At 61.2% G+C, this 22,955-nt stretch carries 20 protein-coding genes; 13 read left to right on the top strand and 7 right to left on the bottom strand.

Annotation, left to right across the window (positions count from 1 at the left end; translation table 11 throughout):
- Positions 1-4: 4 nt before the first annotated feature.
- The 4 genes from ACA062_RS17170 to gloB all read right to left on the bottom strand — a co-directional run bounded on the left by ACA062_RS17170 (position 5) and on the right by gloB (position 6,206).
- On the bottom strand, positions 5-1,846 hold the full coding sequence (locus tag ACA062_RS17170; RefSeq protein ID WP_497452170.1) for an extracellular solute-binding protein: 1,842 nt from the start codon (positions 1,844-1,846) through the stop codon (positions 5-7).
- The gene (locus ACA062_RS17165) at positions 1,843-3,675 is read right to left on the bottom strand and encodes an extracellular solute-binding protein (RefSeq protein WP_497452169.1); all 1,833 of its coding nucleotides are present in this window, start codon (positions 3,673-3,675) and stop codon (positions 1,843-1,845) included. The genes ACA062_RS17170 and ACA062_RS17165 overlap by 4 nt, the downstream gene beginning before the upstream one ends.
- A 233-nt stretch (positions 3,676-3,908) precedes the next feature.
- On the bottom strand, positions 3,909-5,339 hold the full coding sequence (locus ACA062_RS17160; RefSeq protein WP_497452168.1) for a transglycosylase SLT domain-containing protein: 1,431 nt from the start codon (positions 5,337-5,339) through the stop codon (positions 3,909-3,911).
- A gap of 99 nt (positions 5,340-5,438) precedes the next feature.
- Positions 5,439-6,206 carry a hydroxyacylglutathione hydrolase gene (gloB, locus tag ACA062_RS17155; RefSeq protein WP_497452167.1) on the bottom strand — a complete coding sequence of 256 codons (768 nt, stop codon included), beginning with the start codon at positions 6,204-6,206 and terminating at the stop codon, positions 5,439-5,441.
- Positions 6,207-6,272: 66 nt separating this feature from the next.
- Between gloB and ACA062_RS17150 the strand changes: the two genes are divergently transcribed.
- From ACA062_RS17150 to ACA062_RS17130, 5 genes are all read left to right on the top strand, one after another.
- Complete coding sequence (locus ACA062_RS17150) at positions 6,273-7,031, top strand: class I SAM-dependent methyltransferase (RefSeq protein ID WP_128871086.1); 759 nt, start codon at positions 6,273-6,275, stop codon at positions 7,029-7,031.
- A gap of 93 nt (positions 7,032-7,124) precedes the next feature.
- On the top strand, positions 7,125-7,577 hold the full coding sequence (rnhA, locus tag ACA062_RS17145; protein ID WP_008152099.1) for a ribonuclease HI: 453 nt from the start codon (positions 7,125-7,127) through the stop codon (positions 7,575-7,577).
- 231 nt (positions 7,578-7,808) lie between these two features.
- Positions 7,809-8,561, top strand: a complete 753-nt coding sequence (gene dnaQ, locus ACA062_RS17140; protein ID WP_497452166.1) for a DNA polymerase III subunit epsilon — start codon at positions 7,809-7,811, stop codon at positions 8,559-8,561.
- A 267-nt stretch (positions 8,562-8,828) separates the two neighbouring features.
- Positions 8,829-11,084: an Orn/Lys/Arg family decarboxylase gene (locus ACA062_RS17135; protein WP_497452165.1), complete on the top strand. Its 2,256-nt coding sequence runs from the start codon at positions 8,829-8,831 to the stop codon at positions 11,082-11,084.
- Positions 11,085-11,098: 14 nt separating this feature from the next.
- Positions 11,099-11,713, top strand: a complete 615-nt coding sequence (locus tag ACA062_RS17130) for a GNAT family N-acetyltransferase (RefSeq protein ID WP_497452164.1) — start codon at positions 11,099-11,101, stop codon at positions 11,711-11,713.
- Here ACA062_RS17130 and ACA062_RS17125 read toward each other — a convergent pair.
- Both ACA062_RS17125 and ACA062_RS17120 read right to left on the bottom strand, forming a co-directional pair.
- Positions 11,679-12,572 (bottom strand): LysR family transcriptional regulator, encoded by an 894-nt coding sequence (locus ACA062_RS17125; RefSeq protein ID WP_497452163.1) that lies wholly within the window; start codon positions 12,570-12,572, stop codon positions 11,679-11,681. The two genes, ACA062_RS17130 and ACA062_RS17125, sit on opposite strands and share 35 nt — an antisense overlap.
- An 88-nt stretch (positions 12,573-12,660) precedes the next feature.
- Positions 12,661-12,921 (bottom strand): hypothetical protein, encoded by a 261-nt coding sequence (locus ACA062_RS17120; RefSeq protein WP_497452162.1) that lies wholly within the window; start codon positions 12,919-12,921, stop codon positions 12,661-12,663.
- A 174-nt stretch (positions 12,922-13,095) separates the two neighbouring features.
- Between ACA062_RS17120 and ACA062_RS17115 the strand changes: the two genes are divergently transcribed.
- Both ACA062_RS17115 and ACA062_RS17110 read left to right on the top strand, forming a co-directional pair.
- Positions 13,096-13,656 carry an NADPH-dependent FMN reductase gene (locus tag ACA062_RS17115; RefSeq protein WP_150767660.1) on the top strand — a complete coding sequence of 187 codons (561 nt, stop codon included), beginning with the start codon at positions 13,096-13,098 and terminating at the stop codon, positions 13,654-13,656.
- 25 nt (positions 13,657-13,681) lie between these two features.
- Positions 13,682-14,965, top strand: a complete 1,284-nt coding sequence (locus ACA062_RS17110) for an arsenic transporter (RefSeq protein WP_497452161.1) — start codon at positions 13,682-13,684, stop codon at positions 14,963-14,965.
- Positions 14,966-15,094: 129 nt separating this feature from the next.
- Here the strand turns inward: ACA062_RS17110 and ACA062_RS17105 are convergent, their stop codons facing one another.
- Positions 15,095-16,045 (bottom strand): DUF1853 family protein, encoded by a 951-nt coding sequence (locus ACA062_RS17105; RefSeq protein WP_497452160.1) that lies wholly within the window; start codon positions 16,043-16,045, stop codon positions 15,095-15,097.
- Positions 16,046-16,153: 108 nt separating this feature from the next.
- Here ACA062_RS17105 and ACA062_RS17100 point away from each other — a divergent pair, with 108 nt between their 5' ends.
- The 6 genes from ACA062_RS17100 to pepN are packed head-to-tail and all read left to right on the top strand — an operon-like array spanning position 16,154 to position 22,684.
- Complete coding sequence (locus ACA062_RS17100; RefSeq protein WP_162436772.1) at positions 16,154-17,044, top strand: NAD(+) kinase; 891 nt, start codon at positions 16,154-16,156, stop codon at positions 17,042-17,044.
- A complete protein-coding gene (locus ACA062_RS17095) occupies positions 17,041-18,015 on the top strand; it encodes a metallophosphoesterase (RefSeq protein ID WP_497457438.1) in 975 nt (324 codons plus the stop codon). Before ACA062_RS17100 ends, ACA062_RS17095 begins: the two co-directional genes overlap by 4 nt.
- A complete protein-coding gene (locus ACA062_RS17090) occupies positions 18,012-18,881 on the top strand; it encodes a rhomboid family intramembrane serine protease (protein ID WP_497452159.1) in 870 nt (289 codons plus the stop codon). Before ACA062_RS17095 ends, ACA062_RS17090 begins: the two co-directional genes overlap by 4 nt.
- Before the next feature lie 32 nt (positions 18,882-18,913).
- Positions 18,914-19,174: a YeaC family protein gene (locus ACA062_RS17085; protein ID WP_497452158.1), complete on the top strand. Its 261-nt coding sequence runs from the start codon at positions 18,914-18,916 to the stop codon at positions 19,172-19,174.
- Entirely contained in the window at positions 19,171-20,001 is an 831-nt protein-coding gene (locus tag ACA062_RS17080; RefSeq protein WP_497452157.1) for a DUF2797 domain-containing protein, read from the top strand. The genes ACA062_RS17085 and ACA062_RS17080 overlap by 4 nt, the downstream gene beginning before the upstream one ends.
- Positions 20,002-20,011: 10 nt before the next feature.
- Positions 20,012-22,684: an aminopeptidase N gene (gene pepN / locus ACA062_RS17075; protein WP_497452156.1), complete on the top strand. Its 2,673-nt coding sequence runs from the start codon at positions 20,012-20,014 to the stop codon at positions 22,682-22,684.
- Positions 22,685-22,955: the final 271 nt, after the last annotated feature.

Below are 22,955 nucleotides of genomic sequence, written 5' to 3'. Positions count from 1 at the left end.
CTGATTACTCCGTGCCCGCAGGGTCGGCTTGCAGTTTGGTTTCGACTTCTACCGCAGGTTTCGCGTCGGGCTTGACCCACCAGGTGGTGATGCCGATGTCGTACTTGGGTGAGATGTCCGGGTGGCCGATGTGGTTCCAGTAGGCCACGCGCGAGGTCTTGATGTGCCAGTTGGGGATCACGTAGTAACCCCATTGCAGCACCCGGTCCAGTGCCCGGGCGTGGGCCACCAGGCTTTGCCGCGAGTCAGCGTTGATCAGTTGCTCGACCAACTGGTCGACCACCGGGTCTTTCAGGCCCATGGAGTTGCGACTGCCGGGTTTGTCGGCCGCGGCGGCCATCCAGAACTCGCGCTGTTCGTTGCCCGGTGAGTTGGACTGCGGGAAGCTGCCGACAATCATGTCGAAGTCCCGGGAACGCACACGGTTGATGTACTGCGAGACGTCGACCCGGCGGATCACTAGGTCGATGCCCAGGTCGCTCAGGTTGCGCTTGAACGGCAGCAGCACCCGTTCGAATTCGGTCTGGGCCAGCAGGAATTCGAGGGTCACCGGTTTGCCGGTGGCGTCGACCATCTTGTCGTCGACGATGCGCCAGCCGGCCTCTTGCAACAGTTGATAGGCCTTGCGTTGCTGGGCACGGATCATGCCGCTGCCATCGGTGACCGGATTCTGGAACGCCTCGCTGAAGACCTGCTCGGGGATCTTGCCGCGGAACGGGTCGAGAATCGCCAGCTGTTCGGCGTCCGGCAAGCCGCTGGCGGCCATTTCCGAATTCTCGAAATAACTGCGGGTGCGCGCGTAGGCACCGTTGAACAGTTGCTTGTTGGTCCACTCGAAGTCCAGCAGCAGGGTCAGGGCCTGGCGCACGCGCAGGTCCTGGAACACCGGGCGACGCAGGTTGAACACAAAGCCTTGCATGCCGGTGGGGTTGCCGTTGGGGATCTGTTCCTTGATCAACCTGCCCTCGGTGACGGCCGGGATGTTGTAGGCGTTGGCCCAGTTCTTCGCGGCCATCTCCAGCCAGTAATCGAACTGCCCGGCCTTGAGTGCTTCCAGGGCCACGGTGTTGTCGCGGTAATAGTCGGTGGTCATGACGTCGAAGTTGTAGAACCCGCGGTTCACCGGCAGGTCCTTGCCCCAGTAATCCTTGACCCGCTCATAGCGCACCGAGCGCCCGGCCTTCACTTCGCCGACCTTGTACGGACCGCTGCCCAGCGGCAGTTCCAGGTTGCCCTTGTTGAAGTCGCGGCTGGCCCACCAATGCTTGGGCAGCACCGGCAACTGGCCGAGGATCAGCGGCAGTTCACGGTTGTTGTTGTGCTTGAACTTGAACAGCACCTTGAGCGGGTCTTCGGCGATCACTTCGGCGACGTCGCTGTAGTAACCGCGATAGAGCGGAGCGCCGTCCCTGGTCAGGGTCTCGAAGCTGAACACCACGTCTTCGGCACGGATCGGATGGCCGTCGTGGAAGCGCGCTTCGGGGCGCAGGTAAAAGCGCACCCAGCTGTTGTCCGGGGCTTTCTCGATCTTGCCGGCGACCAGCCCGTACTCGGTGAACGGTTCGTCCAGGCCCTGCCTGGCCAGGGTGTCGTAGATCATGCCGATGTCGTCGGCCGGTACCCCCTTGCCGATGAACGGGTTGAGGCTGTCGAAGCCGCCGAACCCGGCCTGGCGGAAAATCCCGCCCTTGGGTGCATCGGGGTTCACATAATCGAAATGCTGGAAGTCGGCCGGGTATTTCGGCGGCTCGTTGTACAAGGTCAGGGCATGTTGCGGGGCGGCGCAGGCCAGCCCGGCGAACAACAGGGCGCTGGCGTGCAACAGCAGGGCACGGACGGGTTTCATCGATCCTTCTCCGAAGATTTCAGCCACCACGCACTCAGGCCCAGGGTATAGGGCGGCGTGGCGACAAAGGCGAACCGGTTACGGTAGGCCAGGCGGTGATAATTGAGGTACCAGTTGGGAATGATGTAGTGCTGCCACAGCAGCACGCGGTCCAGCGCCTTGCCGGCGGCGACCTGTTCGTCGCGGGTCTTTGCGGCGAGCAACTGTTCAAGCAAGTGGTCGACCACCGGGTTGGCGATGCCCGCGTAGTTTTTGCTGCCCTTGACCCCGACCTGGCTGGAATGGAAGTACTGCCATTGCTCCAGGCCCGGGCTGAGGGTCTGGTTGAGGGTCATCAGGATCATGTCGAAATCGAACTGATCGAGGCGCTGTTTGTACTGGGCGCGATCGACCGTGCGCAGCCGGGCGTCGATGCCGATGCTGGCGAGGTTTTCCACGTACGGCTGAAGGATGCGTTCCAGGTTCGGGTTGACGAGCAGGATCTCCAGGCGCAACGGTTGCCCGGCGGCGTTCTGGACGCGCTGGCCATTGAGCTTCCAGCCGGCCTCGGCCAGCAGGCCCAGGGCCTTGCGCAGGGTTTCCCGGGGAATGCCGCGGCCTTGGGTCCGCGGCAGGCTGAACGGTTCGGTGAGCAGTCTGGGGGGCAGTTGCTCGCGATACGGCTTGAGCATCAGCCATTCATGTCCGACCGGCAGGCCCGTGGCCGAGAATTCGCTGTTGGGGTAGTAGCTCAGCGCGCGCTTGTAGGCGCCGCTGAACAGCGTGCGGTTGGTCCACTCGAAGTCGAACATCATCCCCAGGGCTTCACGGACCCTGGCGTCGGAGAAGGTCGGGCGCCGGCTGTTCATGAACAGGCCCTGGGTCTGGGTCGGGATCTGGTGCGCAATCTGCGCCTTGATCACGTCGCCGCGGCGCACCGCCGGGAAGTTGTAGCCGTTTTCCCAGTTCTTCGCCTGGTGTTCGATGTAGATGTCGAACTCGCCGGCCTTGAAGGCTTCAAACGCAACGTCGCTGTCACGGTAGAACTCCACTTCCATGCGGTCGACGTTGTACTTGCCGCGATTGACCGGCAGGTCCTTGCCCCAGTAATCCTTGACCCGTTCGAACACGATCTGCCGCCCCGGCGTTACTGAAGTAATGCGATACGGTCCGCTGCCCAGGGGCGGTTCGAAGGTGGTGGCCTTGAAGTCGCGACCTTTCCAGTAGTGCTGCGGCAGCACCGGCAACTCGCCCAGGCGCAAGATCAGCAAGGGATTACTGGCGCGCTTGAAGACGAAGCGGATCCGATGCGGGTTGAGGATGTCGACCCGCGACACTTCCTGAAGATTGGTGCGGTATTGCGGGTGGCCTTCCTTGAGCAGCAAGCGGTAGGAAAACGCCACGTCGTAGGCGGTAATCGGCGAGCCATCGTGGAACTGCGCTTGCGGGCGCAGGTTGAACACCACCCAGCTGCGGTCCTCGCTGTACTCCACCGATTGGGCGATCAGGCCATAACTGGACGTTGGCTCGTCGCCGGACGGTGCGTACTGGCCGGTGCCGACCATCAAGGGTTCATTGAGCTCGTTGATGCCGTACTGCAGGAAATTGGCGGTAGAAACCGGGCTTGAACCTTTGAAGGTATAGGGGTTGAGCGTATCGAAGGTGCCAAACGCCATCACCCGCAAGGTACCGCCCTTGGGCGCTTGCGGGTTGACCCAGTCGAAGTGGGTAAATCTGGCCGGGTACTTGAGCGTGCCGAATTGCGCATAACCATGGCTTTCGCTGATCGTCGCGCTTGCGGGGGAGCTCAAGGCCAGGCTGATCAGGAACAGGAGGAGGGGACGCTTCAAGTCAGAGATCCGATCCAGGCGGCTTGGGCTTTGTGGGCCGTACAGTAACAGCTTGTCTGGGCAGGAAAAAGACGGGGTTCGAAAGCAGTGTAGGGGCATAAAAAAAGATCGCAGCCTGCGGCAGCTCCTACATCGATCGAGTACACCCGAGATTGATCGGATGTACGCCTGAATGTAGGAGCTGCCGAAGGTTCGGGCCGCGTTCGGACGATCTTTTCGGCTTCACACCATTTTTAACGCGGCGAAGCCACCGTCAACATCTGTCCCGGCTTCAGCGCCTGGCCAATCCGGGGATTCCAGCGCTTGAGGTGCTGCATTTCAACATTGAAACGCTTGGCCACCATGTACAGCGAATCGCCTTGCTTGACCTTGTACTGGGTCTGCTGCTTCTTGCTGGTGGCCGCGACCACGGTGTTGACGCGCCCGGCGCTGCGCTTGGTGGTGTCCTGCATGACCAGGGTCTGACCGGCCTTGAGATTCTTGCCGGTCAGGTTGTTCCAGCGCTGCAGGTCCTTGACGTCGACCTTATTGGCCTTGGCGATGGTGCCCAGGTTGTCGCCGCGCTTGACCCGGTAGGAACGCTTGACGCCGGCAATGGCGGGGCTGTTGGCACCCTCGAAGACCGGCTTCAGCGGCTTCTTGCTGATCAACTCGTCAGGCCGCATGGTCGACAGGCTGGTGGTCAGCAGTTGCGCCTTGGACGTCGGCACCAGCAAATGCTGGGGACCATCGATGGTGGTGCGCTGTTTGAACGCCGGGTTGAGCTGGAACAGTTCGTCTTCGTCGATGTTGGCCACCGCGGCAACCTTGGACAGGTCCATGCGCTGGTTGATCTCGACGACCTGGAAGTAGGGTTCGTTGGCGATCGGGTTGAGGTTCACGCCGTAGGCGTCCGGTGCCAGCACCACTTGCGACAGCGCCAGCAGCTTCGGCACGTAGGCCTGGGTTTCGGCCGGCAGTGGCAGGTTCCAGTAATCGGTCGGCAGGCCCAGCTTTTCATTGCGCTCGATGGCCCGGCTGACTGTACCTTCGCCGGCGTTGTAGGCCGCCAGGGCCAGCAACCAGTCACCGTTGAACATGTCATGCAGGCGGGTCAGGTAATCCATCGCCGCCGTGGTCGAGGCGGTGATATCGCGCCGGCCATCGTAGAAGCGGGTCTGGCGCAGGTTGAAGTAGCGGCCGGTGGAAGGGATGAATTGCCACAGACCCACCGCGTTGGCCCGGGAATAGGCCATCGGGTTGTAGGCGCTTTCAATCACTGGCAGCAGCGCCAGCTCCAGCGGCATGTTGCGTTCTTCGAGGCGTTCGACGATGTAATGGATGTACAGGCTGCCGCGATCGCCGGCGTTTTCCAGGAATGACGGATTGCTGGCGAACCACAGGCGCTGTTGCTCGATGCGCGGGTTGACGCCGACGGTGTCCTGCAGCTGGAAGCCCTGGCGCATGCGCTCCCAGACATCCTGGGGTATTTCCGGGGTCGGTTTCACGCTAAGCAGCACAGGTTTTGGCTTGACTCGCGCGGCAAGGTTCGGAACGTGTGTCGCGTCGGTCTGCGGCACATGGCTGGAACAGCCCGCCAGGGTGGCGGACACAGCCACCGCGATGGCTTGAGCCAGGCGGGTCAATGCGTCTGTATTGATGGCTTTACGAATGGATGACGACATTGGCTGGAAGTAAGTTCCGGGCAAAAATGTCGGGCGATTCTAGAAAGCGTACCCCCCTAGGTCAACCATTCAGAATTTTTGTACCATCGGCCACACGGCTTAGAACTTATCTTTCCAAGCCCGAAGAGCAGCAAAGACCGCACTCGGAGCCCGGTCTTGGGTTCCGTTCCGTTCGTCCACTTTTTCTTTAACGGATGTTTCTCCAGTACGTAGAAACGGGTTGGTGAGCTTTTCCAGGGCCAGTGTCGAAGGCAGGGTGATGATCCCGGCTTCCCGTTGCCCGGTGACGGTGGCCAGCCGTTCGGCGATAGCCGGGTTGCCCGGTTCGACCGCGAGGGCGAAGCGCAGATTGCTCTGGGTGTATTCATGACCGCAGTAGACCCTCGTATCGTCGGGAAGGGCCGCGAGGCGTGTCAGCGAGCTGTGCATTTGCTCTGGCGTGCCTTCGAACAGGCGCCCGCATCCGGCGGCGAACAGGGTGTCACCGCTAAACAGCAGACCCTGGTGATAAAGGGCTATGTGCCCCAGCGTATGGCCAGGGATTGCGATGACCTCGAAGTCACAGCCCAGCACGCTGAAGCGGTCGCCGTCCTTGAGGGCGATGTCCCGCGCCGGGATGTTTTCACCGGCCGGGCCGTAGACGGTGGCGTTTGTCGCTTTTTTCAGCTGTTCGACGCCGCCGACATGGTCATGATGATGGTGAGTGATCAGAATATCGCTCAGTACCCATTCCGGATTCGTCTCGAGCCAGGCCTGGACCGGCCCGGCATCGCCCGGATCGACGACTGCGCAGCGCCGGGTGGGGTGGTCTTGTAACAACCAGATGTAGTTGTCGGTGAAGGCGGGCAGGGCACTGATCTGTATCATCGTCGGATTCGCCAAGCAGAAAACAATGGCGCATCTTAGAACTTCCTGGCGCGTTGGAGAAATGCAATGACCGATAAAGCGTTCGCACAGGCCGATCCTGAGTGGCTGACGTTGATCAGCGCGGCCCGTGAATGGCTGTCCGGCCCGATCGGGCAATTTCTGCTGGACGAAGAGCGCCGCATGCTCGAAGACGAGCTGGGGCGCTTCTTCGGCGGCTACCTGGTGCATTACGGTCCATCGGCCCAGACACCGCCGTCGGCGCCGCAGGTGCAGCGCAATGTGCGGCTCGGCGCGCCATTGCCGGGCGTCGAGATCGTCTGTGAGGAGCAGGCCTGGCCGCTGAGCGAGCACGCCGCCGATGTGGTGGTGCTGCAACACGGGCTGGATTTCTGCCTGTCGCCCCACGGTTTGCTGCGCGAAGCGGCCAGCAGCGTGCGCCCCGGCGGTCATCTGTTGATCGTCGGGATCAACCCCTGGAGCACCTGGGGCTTGCGCCATGTATTCGCCCACGATGGCTTGCGCAAGGCGCGCTGCATTTCCCCGTCCAGGGTCGGGGACTGGCTGAACCTGCTGGGCTTTGCGCTGGAGAAACGCCGCTTCGGATGCTATCGTCCGCCGCTGGCGTCCCCCGCCTGGCAGGCCCGCCTGGCCGGTTGGGAGCGCAAGGCCGGTGACTGGCAACTGTCCGGTGGCGGCTTCTATCTACTCGTCGCGCGCAAGATCGTGGTGGGCCTGCGGCCGCTGCGTCAGGAGCGGCGCGAGCCGATGGGCAAGCTGATTCCGTTGCCGATGGCCAAGGTCAACCGTCGCCGCATCGAACCGTAATACACATTCATATTCCCGGCCGGGTGCATCCCGGCCTCGGGCATCGTCGGTCAAGGATCGACGGGCCAACCGCATTTTTCTGGATAGATTGGCATGAGCGATAGCGTAGAACTCTTCACCGATGGCGCCTGCAAAGGCAATCCCGGCCCTGGCGGCTGGGGCGCATTGCTGGTGTGCAAGGGCATTGAAAAAGAACTCTGGGGCGGCGAAGCCAACACCACCAACAATCGCATGGAGCTGATGGGCGCGATCCGCGGCCTGGAGGAACTCAAGCGTTCCTGCGACGTGCTGCTGGTCACCGACTCCCAGTACGTGATGAAAGGCATCAACGAGTGGATGGACAACTGGAAGAAGCGCGGCTGGAAGACCGCGGCGAAGGAACCGGTAAAAAATGCCGATCTGTGGAAGCTGCTGGATGAGCAGGTCAACCGGCACAACGTCACCTGGAAATGGGTGCGCGGGCACATCGGCCACCATGGCAACGAACGGGCCGACCAACTGGCCAACCGTGGGGTGGATGAAGTGCGTGGGTACAAGCAGGCCTGATTCAGTTTCTGCCAATACACCGCGTCGCGGCCATCGCGAGCAAGCTCGCTCCCACATTGGATCTCTATCGGGCGCAAATCCCCTGTGGGAGCGAGCTTGCTCGCGATGAACGATGACGCGATCTTGCTGAAAATCCACGGCGTTTGCATCACTTGGCGTGGCGCGCCCGATCCCGCGAGCGTGTTAACATCGCCGCTTTTGTAAGAACGACCCGTTGAGAGCTGAGCACTGATGGCCACCAGATCCGTTGTACTCGATACCGAAACCACCGGCATGCCGGTGACCGATGGCCACCGGATTATCGAAATCGGTTGTGTCGAGTTGATTGGTCGGCGCTTGACGGGCCGGCATTTCCACGTTTACCTGCAACCGGATCGCGAAAGTGACGAAGGCGCCATCGGCGTCCACGGCATCACCAACGAATTCCTGGTGGGCAAGCCGCGTTTCACCGAAGTCGCCGATGAATTCTTCGAGTTCATCAAGGGCGCGCAGCTGATCATCCATAACGCGGCGTTCGACGTTGGCTTCATCAACAACGAATTCGCCCTGATGGGCCAGCACGATCGCGCGGACATCACACAACACTGCTCGATCCTCGACACCCTGATGATGGCCCGGGAGCGTCACCCCGGGCAGCGCAACAGTCTCGATGCCTTGTGCAAACGCTACGGCGTCGATAACTCCGGCCGTGAACTCCACGGCGCCTTGCTCGACTCCGAGATCCTTGCCGACGTCTACCTGACCATGACCGGCGGCCAGACCAGCCTGTCCCTGGCCGGTAACGCTTCCGATGGCAACGGTTCCGGTGAAGGCGCAGACAACTCGGCCACTGAAATCCGCCGCTTGCCGGTCGACCGTCAACCGACGCGCGTCATTCGCGCCAGCGAAGATGACCTGGCCCAACACATCGCCCGCCTCGAAGCCATCGCCAAGTCCGCTGGAGCGCCGTCGTTGTGGCAGCAACTGGCCGAGGCTCAGGCGTAGGGGTAGGCGTAGGGGTAGGGGTAGGGGTAGGGGTAGGGGTAGGCCCGGAAAGATCGCAGCCTCGTTTCACTCGACAGCTCCTACAGGGGTATGCATTCCGTTGTAGGAGCTGTCGAGTGAAACGAGGCTGCGATCTCTTGATCTTGATCAAGCGTATAGCCGCCCAATGACCCATTTCAGTGCATCCGCGCTCGCCACAACCGCATCAACCCTCTACCCTGAGCTAATTGGCAGGCCACGGCCCGCCGCCTCAGGACACTGAGCCCCATGTATAAAGATTTGAAATTCCCGGTCCTGATTGTCCACCGCGACATCAAGGCCGACACCGTCGCCGGTGACCGTGTGCGTGGCATCGCCCGGGAGCTGGAACAGGAAGGCTTCAGCATTGTTTCGGCGGTCAATTACACCGAGGGGCGTCTGGTCGCCTCGACCCACCACGGCCTCTCCTGCATGCTGATTGCCGCCGAAGACGCCAGCACACACTCGCACCTGCTGCATAACATGGCCGAGCTGATCGGCCTGGCGCGGGTGCGAGCGCCGGATCTGCCGATCTTCGCCCTCGGCGAACAGGTGACACTGGAAAACGCCCCGGCCGACGCCATGGCTGAACTCAATCAATTGCGCGGCATTCTGTACCTGTTCGAAGACACCGTGCCGTTCCTCGCCCGACAGGTGGCCCGCGCCGCGCGCAAATACCTTGATGGCCTGCTGCCACCATTCTTCAAAGCCCTGGTGCAACACACCGCCGACTCCAACTATTCCTGGCACACGCCCGGTCATGGCGGTGGCGTGGCGTATCACAAGAGTCCGGTCGGGCAGGCGTTCCACCAGTTCTTCGGAGAAAACACCCTGCGTTCGGATTTGTCGGTGTCGGTGCCGGAACTGGGTTCGCTGCTCGACCACACCGGTCCCCTGGCAGAAGCGGAGGCCCGTGCCGCCCGCAACTTCGGCGCCGATCACACCTTCTTCGTCATCAACGGCACCTCGACCGCCAACAAGATCGTCTGGCATTCGATGGTCGCCCGGGATGACCTGGTGCTGGTGGACCGCAACTGTCACAAATCGGTGCTGCATTCGATCATCATGACCGGAGCGATCCCGCTGTACCTGTGCCCGGAGCGCAACGAACTGGGGATCATCGGCCCGATTCCCTTGAGCGAATTCAGCCGCGAATCGATCCAGGCCAAGATCGACGCCAGCCCGCTGACCAAGGGCCGGGCGCCCAAGGTCAAACTCGCGGTGATCACCAACTCCACCTATGACGGCCTCTGTTACAACGCCGAGCTGATCAAGCAGAACCTGGGCAACAGCGTCGAGGTCTTGCACTTCGACGAGGCCTGGTACGCTTATGCGGCATTCCATGAGTTTTTCGCCGGACGTTACGGCATGGGCACTTCCCGCAGTGAAGACAGCCCGCTGGTGTTCACCACCCACTCCACCCACAAGCTGTTGGCAGCGTTCAGCCAGGCCTCGATGATTCACGTCCAGGACGGCGGCGCGCGGCAACTGGACCGGGATCGCTTCAATGAAGCGTTCATGATGCACATCTCCACCTCGCCGCAGTACAGCATCATCGCGTCCCTGGACGTGGCATCGGCCATGATGGAGGGCCCGGCGGGACGTTCGCTGTTGCAGGAAATGTTCGACGAGGCCCTGAGTTTTCGACGGGCCCTGGCCAATCTGCGGCAACACATTGCCGCGGATGACTGGTGGTTCTCCATCTGGCAGCCACCGTCGGTGGAAGGCATCGACCGTGTCGTCACCGAAGACTGGTTGCTGCAACCCGAGGCCGAATGGCACGGTTTTGGCGGCGTGACCGATGACTACGTGTTGCTCGATCCGATCAAGGTCACCCTGGTGATGCCAGGCCTGACCGCAGGCGGAGCGCTTAGCGAGCGCGGGATTCCGGCGGCGGTGGTCAGCAAATTCCTCTGGGAGCGTGGCTTGGTGGTCGAGAAGACCGGGCTGTATTCCTTCCTGGTGCTGTTTTCCATGGGCATCACCAAGGGCAAATGGAGCACGCTGCTGACCGAGCTGCTGGAATTCAAGCGCAGCTACGATGCCAACGTCAGCCTCGCCAGTTGCCTGCCCTGCGTGGCGCAAGCGCATGTCACGCGCTATCAGGGCATGGGGCTGCGCGACCTGTGCGATCAATTGCACGCCTGCTACCGCAGCAACGCCACGGCCAAACACCTCAAGCGCATGTACACCGTGCTGCCGGAAATCGCCATGAAGCCATCCGACGCCTATGATCAGTTGGTGCGTGGCGACGTTGAAGCGGTGTCGATCGACGACCTGGACGGGCGGATCGCCGCGGTGATGCTGGTGCCGTACCCACCGGGGATTCCGTTGATCATGCCCGGCGAACGTTTTACCGGGTCGACGCGCTCGATCATCGATTACCTGGCGTTTGCCCGTACATTCGACAGCAGCTTCCCGGGATTTGTCGTCGATGTGCACGGCTTGCAACACGAAGACGAGGGCAATGGACGGTATTACACCGTCGATTGCATCAAGGAATGAGGACCTTTCCCAGTATGCAACCGGTCATGAATCCGCAATACCCAGGGCTGTCGGTGCGCGTTGCCGACGATGGTTTCGCCGCTTATATCTGGGGCAGTGATTTCAGTTTTGAAGTCGCGGCCTATGGCGCCGCACGCATCGGCGAACCGGTGGAGCGCTGGCCGGTGACGGCCATCACGCCTTACCGCAAGTGTTACGGCATCGATCCGGAGGAGTTCAGCAGTTTCCGCGAGGCCACCGACAGCGAGATTTTCATGGCTTATCTCGATGACGAACCGGTGGGTCACCTGGTGGTGAGCACCAATTGGAACGGCTTTGCCCATATCGATGAGTTGGCGGTGCACGCGCCGGCCCGCCGACATGGCGTGGCCAAGGCGCTGCTGGACGTGGCGCAGTTCTGGAGTCGCAAGAAAAAACTGCCGGGCATCATGCTCGAAACCCAGAACAATAACCTGGGTGCCTGTCGGCTCTATGAGCGCTGCGGCTTCGTGGTGGGCGGGATCGATCATCTGCGCTATCGCGGCATTGACCCGAACACCGCCGAAGTGGCGCTGTTCTGGTATCGATTGTTCGATAACCCGCTGGAAAACCCGTTTAGCTGGCCAGCATCGCCGCGGCTTGTTCCGTGACGATGTCCAGTAGTGCCTGAACGGCCAGCGAGGGCTCGCCGTTTTTAAGGGTCAGGGCATAGAGGCTGATCGACACCGCGGGCGCCAGTGGGCAAACGTCGAGCCCGGTCGATCTGGCCCCGAGCGCGGTAAACGGGTCGACGATCGCCAGGCCTTCGCCGGCCTCGACCATGCTGCGCATCATCTGATGAGTCTGCACCCGGGTATGGACCACCGGGGCCGGGCGTAACCCGTGCAGTTTGTGGTCGAACGCCGGGCTCAACGGATCATGACCTTCCAGTCCCACCATCGATTGTCCCGCCAGGTCTTGCAGCGAGATGTACTTCTGTTTCGGTTGCAGCCAGCCATGGGGGGCGAGCAGTTGAAGTTTGCCCTGGGCAATCACCTGGCAATGGATGTCGGCGTGATCGGGGTCGTGCAGGCTCAGGCCCAGATCGCTTTCGCGCAGCAGCAGGCTTCTGACGATCTCGCGGGTGGGTTGGCTCAGCAGGCTGCAAGGCGCGTCGGGCAGACGCTTGCGCAAGGTCGCGATGCTCTGCGGCAGCAGCTGTTGCGCCAGGGGAGGGGTGCAGATGATACGCAGGGGCGGGGCTTGATAGTGCTTGAGGCTGCTGGCCAGGCGCTGGACCGGCTCGAGCGCGTCATAGACGTGGGCGATTTCAACCTGCAACGCCCGCGCCTCGCGCGTGGCTTGCAGGCGTCCACGCACGCTGGAAAACAGCATGAAACCCAACTGATCCTCGGCCTCGCGCAGAATGCGTTCAACCTCGGCCACCGGCAACTGCAGCCATTCGGCGGCGGTGCCCAGGTGACCGGTCTGCAGCAGCGCCTGGATCACTTCGATATGACGTAAACGCATGCGTGAAGTCCATGTTCGGCAGGTGAGGGAGTCAGTGACTGAATCCTAACCCAAGTGCGCGCATATGACTTCCGCTCATAACGGCAGGTTATGAGGCAACGGTGGTTTCCGGCGGCTGGCCGACATAAGTGTCAGGTTCGCGCGTAATAGTGACGTCCGATTGAATCAGCTGAAACCGGTTGTCATCGAGTTTTTTCATTCGATCGCCAATGGCCAGCTTATAGGTGGTGACAGGCACCGAGCCGGTAAGACCGTCTGCCGACGGGGTGGAGTCCTGGAACTCATGCACTAGATAAACGCGGCCTTCCGCGTCTCTTGCATGGAACTGACCGACGAGTACTGCTGCCATCTGCTTAGAACCTCTGGAGATAAATCACGCAATTTGCGGGTCTGTAGACCTTGGTTGGGCGAAGTAAGTTTTCCTGCTGGAAAAAAATAGTCAGGGGCGGTGTTTTAGTCGCCCACTGCTTGAATCGTCATCTATAACTACTAGCTCTTTCTATCGGACAGTCGAGAATCTTCCATGAGCAATGTCTACACGATCGCCGTACTGGTCGGCAGCTTGAGAAAGGAATCGATCAATCGCAAGGTCGCGCTGGCCCTGGCCGATCTCGCGCCGGCGAATCTCAAGCTGAACATCATCGAAATCGGCGACCTGCCACTCTACAACGAAGACATCGATGGCGCTTCACCGCCGGCAGCCTACAGCACTTTCCGACAACAAGTGAGCTCATCCGACGCATTGCTGTTTGTGACCCCCGAATACAACCGTTCGGTGCCGGCGCCATTGAAGAATGCAATCGACGTCGGTTCGCGCCCCTATGGCCAGAGCGCCTGGGGCGGCAAGCCAGGGGCGGTGATCAGCGTTTCACCGGGCGCGGTGGGCGGTTTTGGTGCCAACCATCACCTGCGCCAGTCCATGGTGTTCCTCGATGTACCCTGCATGCAGCAGCCGGAAGCCTACCTGAGCGGCGCCGGTTCGGCGTTCGACGAGGCGGGCAAGCTGTCCGAGACGGTCAAGCCGTTCCTGCAGAAATTCATCAATGCCTACGGAAAATGGGTCGAGCAGCACAAGAAATTGTGAAGCCAAATGTACAAGGCTGCTGTGCATGCTCATTGCGTCGTTGATTTTCCTGCTGACCATCACCCTGGTGATCTGGCAACCCAAAGGCCTCGGCGTCGGCTGGAGTGCGGTATTCGGCGCAGTGCTGGCGTTGATCTTCGGCGTGGTGCACTTGGGCGATATCCCGATTGTGTGGCAGATCATCTGGAATGCCACCGGCACCTTTGTCGCGCTGATCATTATCAGTCTGTTGCTGGACGAAGCGGGGTTCTTTGCCTGGGCGGCGCTGCATGTGGCGCGCTGGGGGCGGGGCAGTGGACGCAAGTTGTTTGCTTACATGGTGCTGCTTGGTGCGCTGGTGTCGGCATTGTTTGCCAATGACGGCGCAGCGCTGATCCTCACGCCCATCGTGATTTCCATGCTGTTGGCCCTGCGCTTTTCCCCGGCGGCGACCCTGGCGTTCGTCATGGGCGCCGGTTTCATCGCCGACACCGCGAGCTTGCCGCTGGTGGTGTCGAACCTGGTGAACATCGTTTCCGCGGATTTCTTCAATATAGGCTTCAACCGGTATGCGGCGGTGATGATTCCGGTCAATCTGGTAAGCGTCGCGGCGACCCTGGCGATGTTGATGTGGTTCTTCCGGCGCGACATTCCCAAGGCTTACGACCCCGAGCAGCTCGAGTCTCCTGAGTCCGCGATCCATGACAAGGCGACGTTTGTTGCCGGCTGGGCGGTCTTGGCGATTCTGTTGCTCGGCTGCTTTGCCCTGGAACCGCTGGGCATTCCAATCAGTGCCATCTCGGCGGTGTGTGCGGCGCTGCTACTGGCCATTGCTGCCCGTGGTCACAAAATTTCCACGCGCAAGGTGATGAAAGAAGCACCGTGGCAGATCGTGATTTTCTCACTGGGCATGTACCTGGTGGTCTATGGCCTGCGCAATGCCGGGCTCACCGGGTATCTGGCCGGCTGGCTGGACGGCTTTGCCGGTTACGGCATTTGGGGCGCGGCCATGGGTACCGGGGTGCTGACGGCGCTGCTGTCGTCGATGATGAATAATTTGCCGACGGTGCTGATCGGGTTGCTGTCGATCGATGCCAGCCAGGCAACGGGGGTGGTGAAGGAGGCGATGATCTACGCCAACGTCATCGGCAGTGATCTGGGGCCGAAGATCACGCCGATCGGCAGTCTGGCGACGTTGTTGTGGCTGCATGTGCTGCAGCGCAAGAACATCCGGATTGGTTGGGGGTATTACTTCAAGGTCGGGACTGTGTTGACGGTGCCGGTGTTGTTGGCGACGTTGGCGGCGTTGGCGTTGCGGTTGTCCGTCTAGACCGCGGCGGCCCCATCGCGGGCAAGCCCGCTCCCACAGGTTTTTGTGTCGTTCGCCAAATCTGCATTCGACATAAATCCTGTGGGAGCGGGCTTGCCCGCGATGGGGCCAGCCCGGACACCACAACACTTAACCATTGCCCGGCACATTTGGCCAAAGATCCGCCACCAGAAACAACCGCTCCGCTTCCTCCCAGTCCCCATTGCCGTTCTCTACCAGTCGCACCAGCAACTGCGCCGGGGCCAGTGGCTCCAGCTCACTCAACCACGCCTCCAGCTGTTCAGTGCTCCAGGTCTGCTCCACCGGATAATGCGCCGGCGCCAGCCAGGCGTGGCGGGGCAGGGGTTGCCAGCGGCCGAACGGACGCTGCACGACAAAGTCCGCCCAGTCCTTTTGATGCAACCAGCTGCCACGCAAATGCTGCGGATGTGCGCCGTCCGGTGGTGTGGACTGTCCCGGCCAGGGATACAGCAAATAACCGCCCAGCCACAGATGCGCGCTGAACTGCCGGATATCCAGCGCCGCCAGCACCTCACGGCTCTCCGGGCGGGCGGAAATCGGCAATTGGTGCTGGCTGAGGTGGGCGAGTTTGCGGTCCAGCCGATCGTGGCAGCCCGGGCCGAGCCACTGCGCCGTGTCGTGGCCGTCGCCGTTCTGCGGGCCGAGGTAGAGTTTGATCGCCAGTTCCAGGTGGTGCACGCCGTCGCGATCGCGCAGCAACATGTCCAGCTCACCCAGGGTGTGACCCTCGCGGCGGATCGGCATGTTCGCGGCAATCAGTTCGATGCCCGGTGCGTGGCGCACTGCGTACTGCCACAGGCGTTCGTAATACAAACCCAGGCGCCGGGTCCTGGCCTGGGCCAACCAGTGCAGCAAGTCATAACTGTCGCGATCGAGCTGCCGCAGCCACAGCTCCAGCCGTTGCGGCGCCTGCACCCAGTCACTGCCGGCCAGCGGGTGGCGCTGCGGCCACGGGGTGACGTCGAGCATCGGTGGCGCGAGAATGACCCAGGCCAGGTCGCGCACTTCGGGGTGGCGCAACTGATGGGGTAACTGCAACAAATCGGGAAATAGGATCATCTTGCGAGCATAGCCTCAATCGTGAGTACACCGTTGTGGCTGAAAGGATTTTGTCTATCCCGCGCTTTCGCCCATAATCGTGTTTTTCGCCGGACTCGCAGGAAACCCATGGAGCAATTTCGCAATATCGGCATCATCGGTCGCCTGGGCAGTTCGCAGGTGCTGGATACCGTCCGCCGACTGAAACGGTTTCTGCTCGATCGTCACCTGCACGTGATCCTCGAAGACACCATTGCCGAAGTCTTGCCCGGCCATGGCCTGCAAACCTCGTCACGCAAGATGCTCGGCGAAGTCTGTGACATGGTGATTGTGGTCGGTGGTGACGGCAGCCTGTTGGGTGCTGCTCGGGCGTTGGCCCGACACAATATTCCGGTGCTGGGCATCAACCGCGGCAGCCTGGGTTTCCTGACCGATATTCGCCCCGATGAACTGGAAGTGAAAGTCGCCGAAGTGCTGGACGGCCACTACCTGGTGGAAAACCGCTTCCTGCTGCAGGCCGAAGTCCGGCGTCACGCCGAGGCCATTGGCCAGGGCGACGCGCTGAACGACGTGGTGCTGCACCCTGGCAAATCGACGCGGATGATCGAGTTCGAGCTGTACATCGACGGCCAGTTCGTCTGCAGCCAGAAGGCCGACGGCCTGATCGTCGCCACGCCCACCGGCTCGACCGCTTATGCGCTCTCTGCTGGTGGCCCGATCATGCACCCCAAGCTCGACGCTATTGTGATTGTGCCGATGTACCCCCATACCTTGTCGGGCCGGCCCATTGTGGTCGATGGCAACAGTGAGCTGAAAATCGTCGTGTCCAAGGATATGCAGATCTACCCGCAAGTCTCCTGTGACGGGCAGAACCATTTCACCTGCGCGCCCGGCGACACCATTACCGTCAGCAAGAAGGCGCAGAAGTTGCGGCTGATTCATCCGCTCGACCACAACTACTATGAGGTGTGCCGGACCAAACTCGGCTGGGGCAGTCGGTTGGGGGGTGGAGGCGACTGATGTTCGATCCCGCGCGAAGCTACGACCTGATCGGTGACGTGCACGGTTGCGCTCTGACCCTGGAGCACTTGCTCGACCGACTCGGTTATAAAAAACAAGGCGGCGTCTGGCGGCATCCGTCGCGCATGGCGGTGTTCGTCGGCGACATCATCGACCGCGGCCCGCGGATTCGCGAGGCGCTGCACATCGTCCACGACATGGTCGAGGCCGGCCAGGCGCTGTGCATCATGGGCAACCATGAATTCAACGCGCTGGGCTGGAGCACCCCGGCACTTCCGGGCAGCGGCCAGCAATTCGTCCGTGAGCACACGCCGCGCCATGCCCGTCTGCTCAACGAAACCCTGACCCAGTTCGAAAACCATCCGGCCGACTGGCACGACTTCCTGCAATGGTTCTATGAACTGCCCCTGTTCATCGATGCCGGGCGCTTCCGGGTCGTGCATGCCTGCTGGGACGCCGGCCTGATCGAACCGTTGCGGGCACTGTTCCCCGACGGTTGCGTCGATGAGCATTTCCTCCAGGCCTCGGCGGTGCCCGGCAGCTTTGCCTGCACCGTGTTCGATCGTTTGCTGCGCGGCACCGACATGCGTTTGCCCCATGGGCTGACCATGACCAGCGGCGATGGCCTGACGCGTTCGTTCTTTCGCACCAAGTTCTGGGAAGACGATCCGCAAACCTACGGAGACATTGTGTTCCAGCCTGATGCACTGCCAGAGCCCGTGGCGCAAACGCCCTTGTCGGCCACCGAGAAAGACACCTTGCTGCGCTATGGCGGCGATGAACCTCTGCTGTTCGTCGGTCATTACTGGCGCAACGGCAAACCGGCACCGATCCGGCCGAACCTGGCCTGCCTGGACTACAGCGCAGTGCTCTACGGCAAACTGGTGGCCTATCGCCTGGATCAGGAAACCCGTCTCGACCCGCATAAATTCGTCTGGGTCGATGTCGAGCGGCCGGAGGTGCTGCAATGAGTACCGTTGCGGTATTGCGCCTGCCCCTGGCGGTGGATCTGAGTGGCTTCGTCAAGTTGCTGCAGCGCATGCAAGTGCCGCATCGGGTCAGTGAAGAGGCGGGCGAACAGGTGCTGTGGGTGCCGGCGAACATCAGTGAAGACGTGCGTTCGTTATACGAACGTTTTCCGGCGGGCGACCCCGGGCAACAGCTGGACATCCCCGTGGCGCCGACCACCCGCCGCCCCGGTTTTGTCGAGCAACTGCGCTATGCCAAGGCGACGGCACTGGTACTGGTGTTGAGCCTGCTGGTCGGCGCGGTGACGCTGTTGGGCGAAAACTTCGCGACGATGCGCTGGCTGACCTTTCTCGATTTCCGCATCGTCGGCGACTACCTCCATTTCGTGCCGTTGGCCGACAGTCTGGCGGCGGGGCAGTGGTGGCGCCTGGTGACGCCGATGCTGATTCATTTCGGCATCCTGCACCTGGCCATGAACGGCATGTGGTACTGGGAGCTGGGGCGGCGCATCGAGTCGCGCCAGGGCAGTATCAACCTGCTCGGCCTGACCTTGCTGTTCAGCCTGGTGTCCAACTATACCCAGTTCATTTTCAGCGGCCCGAGCTTGTTTGGCGGGTTGTCCGGGGTGCTGTACGGCCTGCTGGGGCACTGCTGGATTTTCCAGATCCTGTCGCCGAACCCGGCCTATCGCCTGCCGCGTGGCGTGCTGGTGATGATGCTGGTGTGGCTGCTGCTCTGTCTGTCCGGGCTGGTCTCGATGATCGGCTTCGGTGACATCGCCAACGCGGCCCACGTCAGCGGGTTACTCATCGGATGCTTCACCGGTCTGTTGGGTGGTTTGTACAACCGCCGTAAACTGGCCATCTAAATAAGTTATGTATTAAAGAGCGTGGAGACCTGATGTCCTCTTTTAACGAAATGATCAACAACATTACCCCCGATATCTACCAGAGCCTGAAACTGGCGGTGGAAATCGGCAAATGGTCCGACGGTGGCAAACTCACCGCCGAACAGCGCGAACTGTCGCTGCAAGCGATGATCGCCTGGGAGATCCAGAACCTGCCCGAGGACCAGCGCACCGGTTACATGGGCGTGCAGGAATGCAGCTCCAAGTCGATCACCGTACCCAATATCCTGTTCAAGTCGGATGCCGTCCATTGATCGAGATCGGCCGCGGTGCAATCAGCAAAATGTCGGCGCGCCTGGACGGGCCGAACGTGCAATACGCGTTTCGTCTGGACGACCTCGAGGTACCGGTCAATCCCTTGATCGGCACCACGGTGCGCCTGGAATACCTGGGGGCGATCTTTTGCTCCCATTGCGGACGCAAGACCAAAACCAGTTTCAGCCAGGGTTACTGCTACCCGTGCATGACCAAACTGGCGCAGTGCGACCTGTGCATCATGAGCCCGGAGCGTTGCCACTACGACGCCGGCACCTGCCGGGAGCCGGCGTGGGGCGAGCAGTTCTGCATGACCGATCACATCGTGTACCTGTCCAACTCGTCGGGGGTGAAGGTCGGCATTACCCGCGCGACCCAGTTGCCGACTCGCTGGATCGATCAGGGTGCCAGCCAGGCCTTGCCGATCATGCGCGTCTCGACCCGTCAGCAGTCGGGCTTCGTCGAAGACCTGTTTCGCAGCCAGGTGGCGGACAAGACCAACTGGCGTGCTTTACTCAAGGGCGACGCGATGTCGGTCGACCTGGCCCAGGTTCGCGATCAGCTGTTTGAAAGCTGTGCCGACGGTTTGCAAGGTTTGCAGGAACGATTCGGCCTGCAGGCAATCCAGACCATTGCCGATGTCGAACCGCTCGAAATCCGCTATCCGATCGAGCAATACCCGGTGAAGATTGTCAGCTTCAACCTGGACAAGAACCCGATTGCCGAAGGCACGCTGTTGGGGATCAAGGGCCAATACCTGATTTTCGACACCGGCGTGATCAATATTCGCAAGTACACGGCCTATCAGCTCGCCGTGCATCAGTAAGGACTCCAGCATGCGCACCGAACAACCGAAGATGATCTACCTGAAGGACTATCAGGCCCCCGAGTACCTGATCGACGAGACGCACCTGACCTTCGAGTTGTTCGAGGACCACAGCCTGGTCCATGCGCAACTGGTGATGCGCCGCAATCCTGAACGCGGCCCGGGCTTGCCGCCGCTGGTGCTGGACGGCCAGCAGCTCGAACTGCTGTCGGTGACGCTGGCCGATCGCGAGTTGGGCGACGCTGATTACCAGCTGACCGACTATCAGTTAACAGAGCAGCACCTGACCCTGCAGCCGACCAGCACCACCTTCACGGTCGACACCAGCGTCAGGATCCATCCGGAAACCAACACCGCGCTGGAAGGCCTGTACAAGTCCGGCACGATGTTCTGCACCCAGTGCGAGGCCGAAGGCTTTCGCAAGATCACTTATTACCTCGACCGCCCGGACGTAATGAGCAAGTTCACCACCACGGTGGTCGCCGAGCAGCACAGCTATCCGGTGCTGCTGTCCAACGGCAACCCGATTGCCTCGGGGCCCGGCGAAGACGGTCGGCACTGGGCGACCTGGGAAGACCCGTTCAAGAAGCCGGCTTATCTGTTCGCGCTGGTGGCCGGTGATCTGTGGTGCGTCGAAGACACCTTCACCACCATGACCGAGCGCTCCGTGGCGCTGCGTATCTATGTCGAGCCGGAAAACATCGACAAGTGCCAGCACGCCATGAACAGCCTGAAGAAGTCTATGCGCTGGGACGAAGAGGTCTACGGTCGCGAGTACGACCTGGACATCTTCATGATCGTCGCGGTCAATGATTTCAACATGGGCGCCATGGAGAACAAGGGCCTCAACATCTTCAACTCCAGCGCCGTGCTGGCCCGCGCCGAAACAGCGACCGACGCTGCGCACCAGCGTGTCGAGGCGATCGTTGCCCACGAATACTTCCATAACTGGTCGGGTAACCGTGTGACCTGCCGCGACTGGTTCCAGCTGTCGCTGAAGGAAGGCTTCACCGTGTTCCGTGATTCGGGTTTCTCCGCCGACATGAACTCGGCGACGGTCAAGCGCATTCAGGACGTGGCTTACCTGCGGACCCACCAGTTCGCCGAAGACGCCGGCCCGATGGCCCACGCTGTACGCCCGGACGCCTTCATCGAAATTTCCAACTTCTACACCCTGACCGTGTACGAAAAGGGTTCGGAAGTGGTCGGCATGATCCACACCTTGCTCGGGGCCGAAGGTTTCCGCAAAGGCAGCGACCTGTACTTCGAACGCCATGACGGCCAGGCGGTGACCTGCGACGACTTCATCAAGGCGATGGAAGACGCCAACGGGGTCGACCTGACCCAGTTCAAGCGCTGGTACAGCCAGGCCGGCACACCGCGGTTGGCGGTGAGCGAGTCCTACGACGCAGCAGCGAAAACCTACAGCCTGACCTTCCGTCAGAGCTGCCCGCAAACCCCGGACAAGGTTGAAAAACTGCCGTTCGTGATTCCGGTCGAACTGGGCCTGCTGGACAGCAAGGGCGGTGAGATTGCCCTGCGTCTGCACGGTGAAGCCACGGCTGGCGCGACCTCGCGCGTGCTGTCGGTGACCGAGGCCGAGCAGACGTTCACCTTCATCGACATCGCTGAAAAACCACTGCCTTCGTTGCTGCGCGGCTTCTCGGCCCCGGTGAAGCTGAGCTTCCCGTACGACCGCGACCAGCTGATGTTTTTGATGCAGCATGACAGCGACGGCTTCAATCGCTGGGATGCCGGTCAGCAATTGTCGGTTCAGGTCTTGCAGGAGCTGATCGCCGATCATCAGAAGGGCGAGAAGCTGGTGCTCGACCAGCGTTTGATTGCTGCCTTGCGCACGGTGCTGTCGGACAGGACGCTGGACCAGGCGATGGTCGCGGAAATGCTCTCGCTGCCGGGCGAAGCGTATTTGACCGAGATCAGCGAAGTGGCTGACGTCGACGCCATCCACATCGCTCGCGAGTTTGCTCGCAAACAATTGGCTGAAGGTTTGTTCGAGGCCTTGTGGCTGCGTTATCAGGCTAATCGCGATCTCTCCAAGCAAACCCCTTATGTCGCCGAGGCCGAGCACTTCGCGCGTCGCGCGTTGCAGAACATTGCGCTGTCGTACCTGATGCTCAGCGGCAAGCCGGAAGTGTTGGCAGCGACGCTCGAGCAGTTCGAGACCAGCGACAACATGACCGAGCGCCTGACCGCGTTGGCGGTGCTGGTGAATTCGCCGTTCGAGGAGCAGAAGGCGGCGGCCCTGGCCAGTTTTGCCGAGCACTTCAAGGACAATCCGCTGGTCATGGATCAGTGGTTCAGCGTTCAGGCCGGCAGTACCTTGCCGGGCGGTCTGGAGCGGGTTCGCCAGTTGATGCAGCATCCTGCGTTCAACATCAAGAACCCGAACAAGGTACGGGCACTGGTCGGCGCGTTTGCCGGGCAGAACCTGATCAACTTCCATGCGGCGGACGGTTCCGGGTACCGGTTCCTGACGGATCTGGTGATCGAACTGGATGGGTTCAACCCGCAGATCGCCTCCCGGCAATTGGCGCCGCTGACGCGCTGGCGCAAATACGACGCTGCGCGCCAGGCGTTGATGAAAGGTGAGCTGGAGCGGATTCGTGCTTCGGGTCAATTGTCCAGCGATGTGTTTGAAGTGGTCAGCAAAAGCCTGGCCTGATTCCGGCTGATCTCCCGCAGGTGTTCACCGGACACCTGTAGGAGCTGGCTTGCCAGCGAAAGCGGTGGGTCAGTCGATATATCTATCACTGAACGGACGCCTTCGCTGGCAAGCCAGCTCCTACAGGTGATCGATGTCATGCCCCAAAACCGGGCCAATCCCCAATCACCCCACCTGATACCCCATCATTCATCCTCCCCCCATACCCCCCTGGTTAACAAAACATAACGTGGCGTCGATTGTCAGACCTTTCCAAACCCCGATAGGATAA

This window comes from Pseudomonas sp. LBUM1679, assembly GCF_059695565.1.
Note: the sequence above shows the minus strand (reverse complement) of the source record. Positions and strands in the feature narration are given on the sequence as shown.